General features: G+C 62.2%; 10 protein-coding genes. 7 read left to right on the top strand and 3 right to left on the bottom strand.

Features of this window, described 5'->3' with window-relative positions:
• Positions 1-171 precede the first annotated feature (171 nt).
• The 5 genes from LOL23_RS11165 to LOL23_RS11145 all read left to right on the top strand — a co-directional run bounded on the left by LOL23_RS11165 (position 172) and on the right by LOL23_RS11145 (position 5,942).
• Positions 172-699, top strand: coding sequence for a rhodanese family protein (locus LOL23_RS11165; protein ID WP_160981340.1), 528 nt, complete (start codon positions 172-174; stop codon positions 697-699).
• A 484-nt stretch (positions 700-1,183) separates the two neighbouring features.
• A complete protein-coding gene (locus LOL23_RS11160) occupies positions 1,184-1,504 on the top strand; it encodes a DUF485 domain-containing protein (RefSeq protein WP_160981342.1) in 321 nt (106 codons plus the stop codon).
• Positions 1,501-3,171 carry a cation acetate symporter gene (locus LOL23_RS11155; protein ID WP_160981344.1) on the top strand — a complete coding sequence of 557 codons (1,671 nt, stop codon included), beginning with the start codon at positions 1,501-1,503 and terminating at the stop codon, positions 3,169-3,171. Before LOL23_RS11160 ends, LOL23_RS11155 begins: the two co-directional genes overlap by 4 nt.
• Positions 3,172-3,302: 131 nt before the next feature.
• Positions 3,303-5,264 (top strand): acetate--CoA ligase, encoded by a 1,962-nt coding sequence (acs, locus tag LOL23_RS11150; RefSeq protein WP_202411793.1) that lies wholly within the window; start codon positions 3,303-3,305, stop codon positions 5,262-5,264.
• A 15-nt stretch (positions 5,265-5,279) separates the two neighbouring features.
• Complete coding sequence (locus tag LOL23_RS11145) at positions 5,280-5,942, top strand: response regulator transcription factor (protein ID WP_160981346.1); 663 nt, start codon at positions 5,280-5,282, stop codon at positions 5,940-5,942.
• A gap of 81 nt (positions 5,943-6,023) precedes the next feature.
• Here the strand turns inward: LOL23_RS11145 and LOL23_RS11140 are convergent, their stop codons facing one another.
• From LOL23_RS11140 to LOL23_RS11130, 3 genes are read right to left on the bottom strand one after another with little or no spacing between them, the layout of a single operon-like run.
• Entirely contained in the window at positions 6,024-9,464 is a 3,441-nt protein-coding gene (locus tag LOL23_RS11140; RefSeq protein WP_237173594.1) for a hybrid sensor histidine kinase/response regulator, read from the bottom strand.
• A gap of 58 nt (positions 9,465-9,522) precedes the next feature.
• Positions 9,523-10,683, bottom strand: a complete 1,161-nt coding sequence (locus tag LOL23_RS11135; protein WP_160981349.1) for a magnesium transporter CorA family protein — start codon at positions 10,681-10,683, stop codon at positions 9,523-9,525.
• A gap of 26 nt (positions 10,684-10,709) precedes the next feature.
• Positions 10,710-11,672: a LysR family transcriptional regulator gene (locus LOL23_RS11130; RefSeq protein ID WP_237173593.1), complete on the bottom strand. Its 963-nt coding sequence runs from the start codon at positions 11,670-11,672 to the stop codon at positions 10,710-10,712.
• A gap of 264 nt (positions 11,673-11,936) precedes the next feature.
• On the opposite strand from LOL23_RS11130, the gene LOL23_RS11125 reads away from it, so the two are divergent.
• A complete protein-coding gene (locus LOL23_RS11125; protein ID WP_160981353.1) occupies positions 11,937-12,914 on the top strand; it encodes a Bug family tripartite tricarboxylate transporter substrate binding protein in 978 nt (325 codons plus the stop codon).
• Positions 12,915-12,916: 2 nt separating this feature from the next.
• A complete protein-coding gene (locus LOL23_RS11120) occupies positions 12,917-14,335 on the top strand; it encodes a M20 family metallopeptidase (RefSeq protein WP_160981355.1) in 1,419 nt (472 codons plus the stop codon).
• The last annotated feature ends 8 nt before the right edge of the window (positions 14,336-14,343 follow it).

Genomic DNA, 14,343 nt, shown 5'->3' with positions numbered 1-14,343 from the left:
CCACGGTCGTGCGATATTTTTCGCTAGCTGTTTCTTTTTCGATTATATTAGATTAAACTAATGTAATTGGTTTAACTCGGTCTGTCTGTTATCACGACTGCGGTTTGGGTAGGTGGTGCCGCCACCCGCACACAAACGCACAATACGGGGCCGCGCAAAAGGATGCATGCCATGAACGTGAACACACTTACACCTGAAGCCGCCCGTCAACGACTGGCCGCGGGCGCCATACTGGTCGATATCCGCAGCCGCGATGAATTCCTGCGCGAGCATATCCCGCAGGCGCGCAATCTACCCATGGAAGATTTGGCCCGCCAAGGGTTGGGCTCCACCGACGCCACTGCGGTCATTTTTCATTGCCGATCCGGGAACCGTACACGCCTTAACGCAGCAACGCTCGCATCACGGGCTGGCTGCGAGGCCTATGTACTCGAAGGCGGCCTGGACGCCTGGAAGAAGGCCGGCTTGCCTATCGAGCAGGACGCGTCCCAGCCGATGGAACTGCAACGCCAAGTGCAAATTGCCGCCGGCAGCCTGGCATTGGGCGGCACGGTGCTGGGTGTACTGGTGTCGCCATGGTTCCTGGCCGTGCCCGCCTTTGTCGGTGGGGGGCTGATTCTTGCGGGCTTGTCAGGCTTCTGCGGCATGGCGCGCCTGCTGATGAAGGCACCGTGGAACCGGCGCTCCCTGGCCCGATAAACCGTATAGCCGGATACGCGGCATTTCGGCATATGGCCCGGTAAACGGTATACGACCGTGTAATCGGGCCCCATAAACGGCACACCGCCTCGTTAACGGTATATGGTGCAGTAAACGACATACGGCTCGGCAGGAATGCCGGGCCGCGTCTGGTACGCCCCCGCCACAAGCGCGTTCCAAGTTCAGACGTTCGCCCGGTCGCGAACCTTCTCCCTTCTCCCATCCCCGCGGTCATCGCCACCGCACGTCTCCGTACAAACCCGCACATTCAGCGTAAGCGCCCTAGGAGCCAGCTTCAGGCTTCGACCAAAGTCGCGTATGCATCACTAGGGCACAGGTCTATATTTGTCTCGCCACCTCCAGTCGCACAGCGGCTCCGCGGTTTCCGCTTCCCTCCGAAACAGCGGCAGGCATATCCCGGCCACAGCCCATGCCGGGGCACTGGCGGCAAGGCAGATAATCCCTATAAATCCGGAGACAGACCATGCCATCCAGCGACCACGACCGCGTCGTGCAAGCCGTATTGCGCTTGCCCGAATACCAACGCTTGGTAAAAACACGCAACCGCGCCAGCCTCGGCTTTTTTCTTACTACGCTTGTCATCTATTCGGGGTTCATCCTCACACTTGCCTTCGACCCCGGTCTCTTCGCTCGCCCCATCGCTCCAGGCATGAGCATCAGCACCGGCCTTGCCACCGGCACGCTGGTCACCATCAGCGCCGTCATCCTGGTTGCCGCCTACGTGCACCTTTCCAATAAAACCTTCGATCCGCTACTCGAAGCCATCGTAAGGAAAGCGAAATGATCCGCGCACGCTCTTTCCTGGCGGGTGCCGCGCTGCTGGCCGGCTTCTCGTCGCCCGCTTTCGCAGCCACCGGGCAGGCCAATTTCCCCGCCATCGTGATGTTCCTGGTCTTCATCGCAGGCACCATGGGTATTACATACTGGGCTGCGCGCCGCACACGCACCACGGCCGATTTCTACACAGCCGGCGGCGGCATCACGGGCTTTCAGAACGGCCTTGCCATTGCCGGCGATTATCTCTCGGCGGCGTCCTTCCTGGGCATCGCCGGCATGGTCTACGTCAGCGGCTTCGACGGCATGATCTACGCCATCGGCTTCCTGTTCGGCTGGCCAGTGGTAATGTTCCTCATTGCAGAGCGTCTGCGCAACCTGGGCCGCTACAACTTCGCCGACGTTACGTCATACCGCCTGCGGCAAACGCCCATGCGTATCCTGGCCGCCAGCGCGTCCCTGCTCATCATCGCGTTGTACCTGATCGCGCAGATGGTGGGCGCCGGCAAGCTCATCGTGCTGCTGTTCGGCCTCAATTACAACGTGGCGGTCATCATCGTTGGTTCGCTGATGATGATCTACGTCACCTTCGGCGGGATGACAGCCACCACCTGGGTGCAGATCATCAAGGCCGTGCTCATGCTGTTCGGCGCCACACTCATGGCTTTCCTGGTGCTGGCGCTGTTCAAGTTCAGCCCCAATGAAATGCTGGCCGAAGCTGTACGGGTGCACCCCACTGGCGCCAACATTCTCGCGCCCGGCTCGCAAGTCAGCAGCAACCCGCTCAATGCGCTGTCACTAGGCATCGGCCTGGCCTTCGGCACCGCCGGGCTGCCACACATCCTGATGCGCTTCTTCACGGTCGCCAACGCCAAAGAAGCCCGCAAGTCCGTGATCTATGCCAGCAGCTTCATTGGCTACTTCTACCTGCTCACCTTCATCATCGGCTTCGGTGCGGTTGCTCTGCTGGTGCGCCACCCCGAGTACTTCCAGGCTGGCCCCGACGGCAAGATCGACTTGATTCACGGCCTGATCGGCGGCACCAACATGGTTGCAGTGCACCTATCCAATGCCGTGGGCGGCAGCCTGCTGCTGGGTTTCCTGGCTGCGGTGACCTTCGCCACCATTGTCGCCGTCGTGGCCGGCCTTGCCCTGGCGGGTGCGGCAGCCATCTCGCACGACTTGTACGCCAACGTGATTGCCCGGGGCCGCGCCACAGAGCGTGAACAGATGCGCATCTCGCGGCTGTCCACGATCATGCTGGGCATTCTGGCCATCCTGCTGGGCATCCTGTTCGAGAACCAGAACGTGGCCTTTATGGTGGGCCTGGCCTTCGCCATCGCCGCCAGCGCCAACTTCCCGGTGCTTGTGCTGTCCATCTCCTGGCGGGGCTGCACCACGCGCGGCGCTACGATAGGCGGCTTCCTCGGCCTGGCCACGGCAACGCTGTGGGTGGTGCTGAGCAAAACGGTCTGGGTTGATGTGCTGGGCTTTTCAACACCTATCGTGCCCTTCCCAAATCCAGGCATTTTCTCCATACCGCTGGCTTTCTTTGCCATCTGGCTGTTCTCGACGCTGGATCGCAGCAAGCAGGCCGAACGCGAGCGCCTGGCGTTCGATGCCCTGACGGTGCGCAGCGAAACCGGCCTGGGCGCATCGGCCGCACTGCAGCACTGATCGCGCAAAAACCGATGCCGCGGCGCTCCTGCCGCGGCTGTGGCACCGCGGCCTGCTGACCATTCGAACGCCAACCGCCGCACACCGCCAACGCACTGATACACCGCACAGTCACAGGAGACATTCTCACCATGACAACCACACAGATCGACGACCGCTACCCCGTTCCCGCAGGCTACGCAAGCCCCGACACCCTGGACCGCCAAGCTTATGAGCAGTTGTACCAGGCATCGCTGGATGATCCCGAGGCGTTCTGGAAACAGGCCGCAGAACGGCTGACCTGGTATCGCGCACCCACCGAGATTCGCGACGTCAGCTTTGACCCCGATGACTTCCGCATCCGCTGGTACGCCGACGGCGAACTGAACGTTAGCGTCAATTGCCTGGACCGCCACCTGGAAACCCGCGGCGACAAGGCCGCTATTGTGTGGGAGGCCGACAGCCCCGAAGCGCCGCCGCGCACCCTCAGCTACCGCGCGCTGCACCAGCGCGTCTGCAAGCTGGGCAACGCTTTGCGCATGGCGGGCGTTGGCAAGGGCGACCGCGTCAGCATTTACCTGCCCATGGTGCCCGAGGCCGCTGTAGCCCTGCTGGCCTGCGCGCGCATCGGCGCCGTGCACAACGTGGTATTCGGCGGCTTCTCGCCCACCTCGCTGGCCGACCGCATCCGCGACTGCGGTGCCAAGGTTGTCATCACGGCTGACGAGGGCCTGCGCGGGGGGCGCCCTGTGCCGCTCAAGGCGAATGTCGACGCCGCGCTCCAACTGCCCGGCACAGACTGCGTGGAAACCGTCTTCGTGCTGCCACACACCGGCGCCGCGATCGACATGAAGACAGGGCGCGACCTGTGGCTGGACAAAGCCATGGAAAGCCAGCCTGAAACGTGCGAGCCCGAGCGCATGAATGCCGAAGACCCACTGTTCATTCTCTACACCTCGGGCAGCACAGGCAAGCCCAAGGGCGTCGTGCACACGACAGGCGGCTATCTGGTGTATGCCAGCCATACGCATCAAGCCATCTTCGATCTGCGTGAGAACGACGTTTTCTGGTGCACCGCCGATGTGGGCTGGATTACCGGCCACACCTATATTGTGTATGGCCCGCTGGCCAACGGCGCCACTACCGTCATTTTTGAAGGGGTGCCCAGCTACCCCGACGCCTCGCGCTTCTGGCGCGTGGTCGACCGCCATCAGGTCACCATCTTCTACACCGCCCCCACGGCCATCCGCGCGCTGATGCGCGAGGGAGATGGCCCGGTGCACGCCACGTCGCGCGCGTCACTGCGCCTGTTGGGCACCGTGGGTGAACCCATCAACCCCGAAGCCTGGCGCTGGTACCACGATGTGGTCGGTGAAGGCCGGCTGCCCATTGTCGACACCTGGTGGCAAACAGAAACCGGCGGCATTCTAATCGCGCCGCTGCCGGGCGCTATCGACACCAAACCGGGTTCGGCAACCGTGCCCTTCTTCGGTGTGCGTCCGGCACTGGTCGATGCCGACGGCCGGATGATCGAGGGTGAGGGCCAAGGCAACCTAGTTATCACCGACTCCTGGCCAGGGCAGGCGCGCACCATTTACGGAGATCATGCGCGCTTCATTGACACCTACTTCCGCACCTACCCCGGCGCCTACTTCACGGGCGACGGCTGCCGCCGCGACGAGGACGGTTATTACTGGATCACCGGGCGTGTGGACGATGTGATCAACGTCAGCGGCCACCGCATTGGCACCGCAGAGCTCGAAAGCGCGCTGGTGTCGCACCCCAAGGTGGCCGAAGCCGCCGCTGTCGGGTTTGCGCACGACCTCAAGGGCCAGGGTATTTATGTGTATGTGACCCTGGTGGCCGGCGTGCAGCCGAGTGAAGACTTGCGCAAGGACCTACTGGCGCATATCCGCAAAGAAATCGGGCCCATCGCCACGCCCGACCACCTTCAGTGGGCGCCGGCCCTGCCCAAGACGCGGTCAGGCAAGATCATGCGACGTATTTTGCGTAAAATCGCCGAAAACCAGCCCGAGCAACTGGGCGACATCAGTACATTGGCCGATCCGGCCGTAGTCGAGCAGTTGCTGCAGGAACGCCACGTGTTTTCATGAGACTTACAGCGGCCGATGACTGAACTGCTGATTGCCGACGACCACCCTCTGTTTCGCGAAGCGCTGCGCGGGGTGGTCTCGCGCACGTTTGCGCAGGCCGTGATCCACGAAGCCGACGCGTTTCACCGTTTGTCTGACCTGGTCGAAGCGCATCCCGGCGCCGATCTGCTGCTGCTCGATCTCGATATGCCCGGCGCGCGCGGGTTCAGTGCGCTTGTACATCTGCGAGCCCACCATCCCGAGCTTCCCATCGTTATCATCTCGGCACACGAAGAGCCGGTCATCATGCGTCGCGCCATGGACCACGGCGCCATGGGCTTCATCCCCAAATCGTGCGACGCTGGCGTATTAGGCCAAGCACTGCAGCAAATTCTGGACGGCAACACCTGGACGCCTTCGGGCATCGACGCTGCATCATGCCCGGGTGCGGATGCCGACGAACTGGCCGCGGCAGGCCGCCTGCGCGAGCTGACACCGCAGCAGTTCCGTGTGCTCCAGATGGTCTGCGCGGGCCAGCTCAACAAGCAGATCGCCTACGACCTCAATCTTTCCGAAGCCACTATCAAGGCCCATATGACGCAAATCATGCGCAAGTTGGGCGCCTCCAATCGCACCCAGGCTGTGCTGATCGCCTCGCGGCTGGGCGTACCAGACGAACCGCCGCTACGCAAGGCCTGAACGCCCGCGGCCGACACACCGCAATGCCGCGGCCGCACCGGCCCCATCCACACCACCAGGGGCATCCGCCCTCCCCTCTCGTCAAGACGGCAGCGCCGGCGCGTGAGCGCTCAAGTAGGCCCGCAGCGACGCGGGGCGCAGCGGCTTGGTAAGCACCCTATATCCGCGGGCAAGGGCAGCCTGCTTGAGGCTGTCGCTGCCATCGGCGGTCAATAGCGCACCTGCCGCACGCGGTGAATGCTCGCGCAACGCATCGAGCGCATCCAGGCCATCCAGCCGGTCATGCAAGTGATAATCGACCAGCAGCACGTGCGGTGCTGCGGGCATGGCGGCCAGCGCATCATCCACCGTGGCGGCGCACAGTGTTTCGACGCCCCAGCGCGATAACAGTGTGCGCATACCTGCCAGGATGTCCGGGTCGTTATCCACACACAGTACCCGCATGCCCTGCAGCGCGGGCCCCGCGGCCTGTTCGCGCTGCGCCGGCGCTGCCATGACGGCCGGTGGCTCAGCGCGCGGCACCGAGATCGCAAACATGCTGCCTCGCCCCACTACCGAGCGCGCGCTCAACGCATGCCCCAACAGCGAAGAAATCCGCTGACAAATCGACAACCCGAGGCCCAGGCCACGGCCATCCCAATCGAAGGGTTGCTCGTAGCGTTGAAACTCCTCATAAATCTGTCGCAGATGGTTGGACGGGATGCCAGGCCCCGTATCCCAGACCTGCAACACAACGTGGTCGCCCCGGACACGCGCGGCCAGGACAATACGCCCGGAACGGGTGTAACGCAACGCATTGGCCAAGAAGTTCTGCACCACACGCCCCAGCAGACGCTGATCGCTATACACATAGAGTGGACGCGCATGCAGCCGCAGCACCAGACCTCGGCCCAGCGCCATGGGCATGTATTGCTCAACGAGTTGGCGCAGCAGCACGCCGGCGTCAAATACCGTCAGCGACGGTTGCAGCGCGCCGCCGTCCAGCCGCGACACATCCAGCAAGCCGTCCAGCAGTTCCTCTGCCGCACGCAACGACGTATCGACGCGCTCGGCCAGATGTGGATACTCAGTAGGGTCGGTGGACTCGCGCAGCGCGGACGCAAACAGGCGGGCGGCATTGATAGGCTGCAGCACATCGTGGCTGATGGCAGTGAGAAAGCGCGAGCGCGATGCCTGCGCCATCTCAGCCTCATGGGTGCGATCGGCCACACGCTGCTCCAGCGTTTCGTTGACATCGCGCAGCGCCTGCTCCACACGCTTGTATTCCGTGACGTCGCTGTAGCTGGTGACGTAGCCGCCGCCTGGCAACGGATGGCCGCGCAGGGCAATGACCTGCCCGGTACCCAGCGTGCGCTCTGAAATATATGGCGTGCCCGCACGCATGTAATTCAAGCGCTTGTCGATTTCATGCTCTACGTCCACCCGCCCCGCGTGGCCGAGTTCGCCACGCTCAGCGTTGAAGCGGATCAAGTCGGCCACCGGCCTGCCGACATAGAGCATGTCAACCGGGTACTGGAACAACTTCCAATAGCGACTGTTCCAGGCGGTCAGACGCATTTGCGCATCCACGACACTCACACCCTGGTCAATGTTCTCGAGTGTGGCCAATAGAATATCGCGATTGAAACGCAAGGCTTGCCCCGCCTCATCGAGCACAGCCGCAACCGCCGCCACCTCGATGCCAGACCCTTCCAACGCACGCGCCAACAGCAGGCGGGCTGAGGCCGCCCCCACCGCCCCAGCCAGCAGCAGTTCGGTAAACCTGACCCATTCCGTGTCAGCGCGCGCATCGGCGCTCAACGCATGGCCCTGCTCTGCAGCGCGCTCTTCAAATGCCTGCTGGGCGGTGCGCTCACCAACGACGCGGCTTGCCAGTGCGAGCAGATCGGCTACCCGCACACTGCCGCGCCATTGACCTGCCTCCATGCTCCGCCTCGCGGCGTAGGGTTCGAGAAACGGTTCGGCGCGCAAGCGCTCGCCCAAGCTCGGGCGCCAACGCGCCGACACCAGCATCATGGCCGCCGTGTTCAGAGACAATGACCAGAACGTGCCATGTGTGATGGGATCCCAGCCCTCCGCTCCGAACAACTGCCGCGGCCGGAGCCACGACAGCCCGAACAGCCCGTGCTCCAGCCACGTATGATCCAGCCAGCCGGCTTCGGTAAAGGTAGGCAGCAGCAACGTGTAAACCCAAACTGCAAAGCCGATCATTAGGCCGGCTTCGACGCCTTGCCTACTCGCGCCACGCCAATACAGGCCGCCAATCAGGCCCGGGCCAAACTGTGCCATGGCGGCAAATGCCATCAACCCGAACGACGCCAGTGCCTCATCGCCCGAAATAGCCCGGTTGTAGCCATATGCCAATGCCGCAAGACTAATGATCGCTCCTCGCCGTATCCACAGTACGGTCGAGGCCACGTCACCGTGCAACGCCTTGCCGCCCCGCCGGCGCAGTAATACCGGCATGACGAGATCGTTGCTTGCCATGGTGGCCAGTGCCACGCTGGCAATGATGACCATGCCGGTCGCCGCAGAAAAACCGCCGATATAGGCGATCACGGCCACCGCTGTCTGGTTCTGCATCAACGGCAGCGCCAGCACGAAGCTGTCGGGCGCCACCTCGCCATGCGTGCCGAACAGCGCAACCCCTGCACTGGCAATAGGCAGCACCATCACGCAGACAATAAGCAGGTAACCGCCGAACAGCCAGCGCGCGCGGCGGATGTCGCTGACATTGGCGCACTCGACGACAGCTACATGAAACTGCCGCGGAAGACAGACCATGGCCGCGAACGCCAGCAACGTCTGGCCCACGAACCCTACCGGCGGAGTGTTTTCGATCAACGCCTGCGTAGCCCGTACGACGCCGCCGCCAAGGTCATCGAGCCAACTCGCGGCAAACAGCCCCACCACCACCAAGGCCAGTAGCTTGACCAGTGATTCGAACGCCACCGCCAGCATCAGACCGGGCCGGTGCTCGGTGGCGTCGACCTGCCGGGTGCCAAACAGAATCGAAAACAACGCCATGACCGCCGCAACATAAAAGGCGGGGTCGCCCACGATGCTGGACGCCTGCGTGGTACCGCCCAGCACGCCCAGGCTGATGGCCACCGCCTTGTACTGCAGGGCAAGATAGGGGATGGCGGCAATGATCGCCATCACTGACACCAGCGCCGCCAGCCGCTGCGAACGGCCATAGCGCGCGGAGATGAAATCGGAGATGGAAACAGTATTCTGGCTCTGGGCGACCAGTGCAAGGCGTTCGAGAATACGCCAACCAAAAACAAGCAACAGCAGCGGCCCCAGATAAATGGGCAGGTAGCCGATGCCTTGGCGCGCCGCCGAGCCGACAGCGCCGTAGAATGTCCAGGACGAGCAGTACACCGCCAGCGCCAGGCTGTAGACGGCCGGCCGCAGCCATGTGCGCTGCGGATAAAGTGGATATTTGTCTCCCGCCCAGGCCACGGCGAACAATAATGCCGCATAACCCAGAGACACCACCACCAGCCACACTGGCAGCATCGTTGCTCCCCCTTGTTCTTTGCCGAATCGTCGTTATCTGATTTCCGTGTATTGTCCGCTATCCGCCATCGCTTGATGTCAGATAGCGCTTGCGCGCGAAATACAACAGCAGCGCGAAAGCGATCAGCGCCATCATGCCCAAGGACCACCAGAACCCCGATACGGTCCGCAAGCCAGGAATGAACTCGAAATTCATGCCGAAAATGCCCGCGATGAGGTTTAGCGGCAGAAATATTGCTGTAATTGCCGTGAGCGTGCGCATCACGTCGTTGGTGCGGTTGCTCTGGATATTGAAATGGATCTGCACAGCCGTTTCTGCACTGTTTTCCAGTTCGCGGATATGGCGCGACACACGCTCGATATGCTCCTGGATATCACGGCTGCGCACCAGCAGCAGCTCGTGCGCATAGCGGGCCGCTTCGCTTTGCCCCACCGGCCACTCGGCCAGCATATCCATCCATTGCGTCAACGCATTGCGCTGGTCTTCACACAAGTCGTACAGATGATGCAGCGCCTGCCTCGCTTTGAGCAGGCCGGACCAGTCATCGAACCGGCTGTCAGGCCGCAGCAGCTTCTGCTGCCAATGATCCAGCCGGCGCGACATTACCCGACGCAGATCCAGGTAGCCGTCTACCATCATGCTGATCATATGCAGCATCAGCTCTGCCGGAGAACCGGGCAGACGCACGGCCCCATAGGCCACACCTTTGCCGTTGCCGCGCAAGGGCACTTCTTCCTCCAGCCTTTTCAGGCGTTCCTCATAAGCGTCAATGACGCTGAAATCTTCGGTATGCACTGTCAACAGCAACTGGTCGAACACCACAAAACCCACAGGTGTCGTCTGCACCTTCGCGGACGGCACCTTGCCGGCAGGGCCTGGTCTGGCAGGCTTGCCGGCCGTCCGCACAGCCGTCTCCGATGATCGGCCGCTTTCCCGCTCTTCGTCTGCCAATCCACGAAACACAAGTTGGTCGTAGTTCGACGTGAAATCGAAGTGCGATGGCAGGTTGTTGTTCAACAGATCCGAGATATGCAGATCCAGCAGGCGCCGGCCGGTCAACGCGTGCACCTGATCCTGCAGCGCATTAACGTTCTCTGCCAGATACGTTCGTGTACATACGAGCCACACAAAGGCGCCATCACCGATCTGGGCGGGGATATCGTCGAGCACACGCAAGGCAGTGTCGGCCTCGATCAGGAAAACACGTGTTCGGCTCATGCCAGGCTCCTTGGTTTTGGATTGCATCATGGCGATAAAGGTATGGGCTCAGCGCCGCTTTGCAAAGCATGAAGCAGTGCCCTGCCCGCTGCGCCCAATCGGTCGGACGGGTAAATCGCGCCCAGCGGCTGCAGCATACCTTGAGCCGGCAGCGCAATCGCGCCGATCTGGCCTGTGCGCATCAACGCCCCAGCCAGGCTACGCGGCATCAGGCACAGCGCGGACTCGGCTTCGAAGATGGCCACCATGACGGCAAGCGGCATGCTGGCGCCGCTGAACGGATAAACACGCGGCGACACACCCAGACGTCTGAACAATGCGTCGAAAACCGCACGGCCCGCGGTATGGTCGGGCGGCTGGATCCAGGGATAATCAGCGAGCGATTCGAGCCGATGGTCCACTTCCCCACGCGACAGCGGATGCCCCGGCCGACTGACAATGATCGACTCATCGCTGAGTAGGGCTTTAAATAAAAAGCCATGGGGCAGGGAATCAGGCGGTCTGCAGAAGAGGATGTCAAACTCACCCTTGATCAGTGATGGCAGCAATGCCATCCGTGTCCCCTCCTCGACACTCAGGTGTATGCCGGGGTTGCGCGCAATGAAATCTGGCAAGCGCACAGCCAGCAGGCTGCTGGCAGCAGCGGGGATCGCCCCCAGCCGCAGACGGGAAACTGCGCCGTCATTGAGCAAAGCCAAGCCCTCTGTCACCGAATACAGCGAGCTCAGCATATTGCGGGCGTAGTCTGCAACCAGTTGGCCCTTCTGGGTGAGACGCATGCCGCGGGCGTGGCGCTCGAACAACTGCGCCCCGATCAGCATTTCGATGTCTCGTATAGCGTGAGTGGCAGCGGGTTGGCTCATGCCGACGCGGGCTGCGGCATGTTGTATGCTGCCCATATCGGCCACCAGGCCGATCAGCTGCAGGTGCCGCAACCGGCCCTTGGCAAGCAAGCGGGCCATCAGAACATGATGCTGAGATGACGCCATGCCCCTCTCCTGATGACAGCCGGCCTTCGCGCCCGCGCCCTGTTCGCCGCGCGGCGGGAACGGGATGAGCAACGCATCAGTGCCGCCAAGATATAAGAATTTTGAATACCAATGCCAATATAGTTATTGGAAATATAAATGTCAAATTCTTCATAATAAACAACCAAGTATTACCCCATCGCCCTCATCCACCCAGGTGCGGGCAGCCCTTGCAAGGGTATCCCTCTTCGTCCCTGACTCTCAGACCCTACACCAGGAGCCTACATGAACACTCGCCCCTTCCTGGCCGCGGCGTTTGCGCTATGCGCCGTCGCCAGCACACCGGCCCACGCTGCCGATGCCTATCCCGACCACCCTATTCGCCTGATTGTGCCATTTGCGCCGGGCGGTTCCACCGATCTACTCGCGCGCGCTGTTGCCGAGGGGCTGCGCACCGAACTGGGCCAGACGATTGTCGTGGAAAACGCGGCAGGCGCCGGTGGCCAGATTGGCACGCAGCAGGTGGAGCGCGCCAAGCCCGATGGCTATACGCTTGGCGTCGGTACCGTAAGCACACTGGTGGTCAACCCGCTGATCAAGCCCGGTCAGAACAACGAGCCGAAACTGGCGCCCATTTCGCTGCTGGCCGAATCACCCGCTGTGTTGATGGTCAACCCCTCTGTCAAAGCGAATACGCTCGACGAACTGGTCACCGCCATCAAGGCAGACCCGCAGGCATATTCCATGGGCTCGCCGGGCGTTGGCTCCGTGGGCCACTTGAACCTGGCCGCTTTCAATGCAAAGTTCAAGACTGACATTCTGCACGTACCCTATCGTGGCATGGGCCCAGCCATTACGGCGGCGCTCAGCGGCGAGACACCGCTGATCGTCGACCAATACGCCTCGGCCGCCGGCCAGGTAGCCGCTGGAAAACTGAAAGCGCTGGCCGTCTACGCCCATGAGCGTCTACCCAAGCTACCCAATGTACCGACCATGAAAGAGCTCGGCTATCCAGATCTGAACAGCCTCACCATCACCTGGTTCGGCCTCGTCGCGCCGCAAGGCACGCCGTCAGAGGTCATTGCGCGCCTGAACAAGGCGGTGAAAGACGCCCTGGCCAAGCCCGAAATGCAAAAAACCATGGAAAACATGGGTTTGACACCTATGCCCAGCACACCTGAGCAATTTACGACCCGCATTAGCGATACCTCGACAAACGTTCGCGCAACGATCAAAGAATCAGGCATCTCGCTGGCGGAGTAGGCATGGATGAGCTCAAAGAACTGTCGCAGATGCTGGACGCGCAGCGCGAGCGCTACACCAGCCTGAGCGACCGGATATGGGAACTGGCGGAATTGCGGTTCCAGGAAACCGAATCAGCCGCCATGCACGCCGACATGCTCGAGGCAGAAGGCTTTCGGGTACAGCGCGGCGTAGCAGGCATGCCCACTGCCTTTATCGCCGAAGCGGGCGACGGCGGCCCGGTGGTCGGTATCCTGGGCGAGTATGACGCCTTGTCGGGCATGAGCCAGGAAAGCGGTGCACTGGTCTGCACCCCCAGTACCGACATTCCAAACGGCAACGGCCACGGTTGCGGGCATCACTTGCTAGGCACTGCGGCGCATGCCGCGGTGGTGGCGGTAAAAGCGCTGCTGCAGGCGCAAGGTATGCCGGGGCGCGTGCGTTTCTATGGCTGCCCCGCTGAGGAGGGCGGTTCAGGCAAAACGTATATGGCGCGGGCGGGCCTGTTCGACGATGTCGACGCGGTTCTCACCTGGCACCCCGCGTCCTACACCGGCACCTGGACGCAATCGTCGCTGGCAAACCTGCAAGCCAGCTTCCGCTTCAAGGGTGTTGCGGCCCACGCCGCCAATGCTCCGCACCTGGGCCGCAGTGCCCTGGATGCCGTCGAGTTGATGAACGTCGGCTGCAACTACTTGCGCGAGCACATGCCATCGGACGCACGCTTTCACTATGCGGTCACCAACACCGGCGGCATGTCGCCGAACGTAGTGCAATCCGACGCCGAGGTGCTGTATTTGATCCGCGCCCCGCGCAATGAGCAAGTCGATGACCTGTATGCGCGCATACAGCGCGTGGCACAAGGCGCGGCGCTGATGACGGACTGCAAGGTCGAGATCATCTTCGACAAGGCGTGTTCCAACTATATGCCCAATCGCACGCTCAACGACGTACTTGATGAAACCCTGCGCGGGCTGGATGCGCCGCACTATTCAGAAGCAGAGCAGCAGGCCGCCCAAGGCCTGTTCGGTGTCATCAGCGACAGCGACATCGCGTCGGCCAATAGCAATCTTGGGCAGGTGTTGCGCCAGCCCAAGCCGCTATTCCAGGGCGTCGCGTCGTATAGGCGCGACGACGACCGGGTGATGTTCGGCTCCACCGATGTGGGCGATGTGAGCTGGGTGGCGCCCACGGCCCAGTTCTGGGGTGCCTGTTATGCCTACGGCACAGCTTTCCATTCGTGGCAGATGGTGTCGCAAGGGAAACAGGGCTTTGCGCACAAGGGCATGCTGTACGCCGCCAAAGCACTGGCCGCCACCGCCTACAGGCTGATGGGCATGCCCGAGACACTTGCACGCGCGAAGGCCGAACTGCAAGACGCACGCAACGGGCAGCCCTATAAATGCCCGATCCCGCCGACCATCGAACCGCGCCGGGCCTAAGCAACCGC

Origin of the sequence: Paracandidimonas lactea (genome assembly GCF_021653995.1) — a bacterium.
GTDB lineage: Bacteria > Pseudomonadota > Gammaproteobacteria > Burkholderiales > Burkholderiaceae_B > Allopusillimonas > Allopusillimonas lactea.
Note: the sequence above shows the minus strand (reverse complement) of the source record. Positions and strands in the feature narration are given on the sequence as shown.

What these genes read in the sequence shown, in the direction of transcription:
- LOL23_RS11165 (WP_160981340.1), top strand. Translation starts at nt 172, where the DNA reads ATGAACGTGAACACACTTACACCTGAAGCCGCCCGTCAACGACTGGCC.
- LOL23_RS11160 (WP_160981342.1), top strand. Translation starts at nt 1,184, where the DNA reads ATGCCATCCAGCGACCACGACCGCGTCGTGCAAGCCGTATTGCGCTTG.
- LOL23_RS11155 (WP_160981344.1), top strand. Translation starts at nt 1,501, where the DNA reads ATGATCCGCGCACGCTCTTTCCTGGCGGGTGCCGCGCTGCTGGCCGGC.
- acs (WP_202411793.1), top strand. Translation starts at nt 3,303, where the DNA reads ATGACAACCACACAGATCGACGACCGCTACCCCGTTCCCGCAGGCTAC.
- LOL23_RS11145 (WP_160981346.1), top strand. Translation starts at nt 5,280, where the DNA reads ATGACTGAACTGCTGATTGCCGACGACCACCCTCTGTTTCGCGAAGCG.
- LOL23_RS11140 (WP_237173594.1), bottom strand. Translation starts at nt 9,464, where the DNA reads ATGCTGCCAGTGTGGCTGGTGGTGGTGTCTCTGGGTTATGCGGCATTA.
- LOL23_RS11135 (WP_160981349.1), bottom strand. Translation starts at nt 10,683, where the DNA reads ATGAGCCGAACACGTGTTTTCCTGATCGAGGCCGACACTGCCTTGCGT.
- LOL23_RS11130 (WP_237173593.1), bottom strand. Translation starts at nt 11,672, where the DNA reads ATGGCGTCATCTCAGCATCATGTTCTGATGGCCCGCTTGCTTGCCAAG.
- LOL23_RS11125 (WP_160981353.1), top strand. Translation starts at nt 11,937, where the DNA reads ATGAACACTCGCCCCTTCCTGGCCGCGGCGTTTGCGCTATGCGCCGTC.
- LOL23_RS11120 (WP_160981355.1), top strand. Translation starts at nt 12,917, where the DNA reads ATGGATGAGCTCAAAGAACTGTCGCAGATGCTGGACGCGCAGCGCGAG.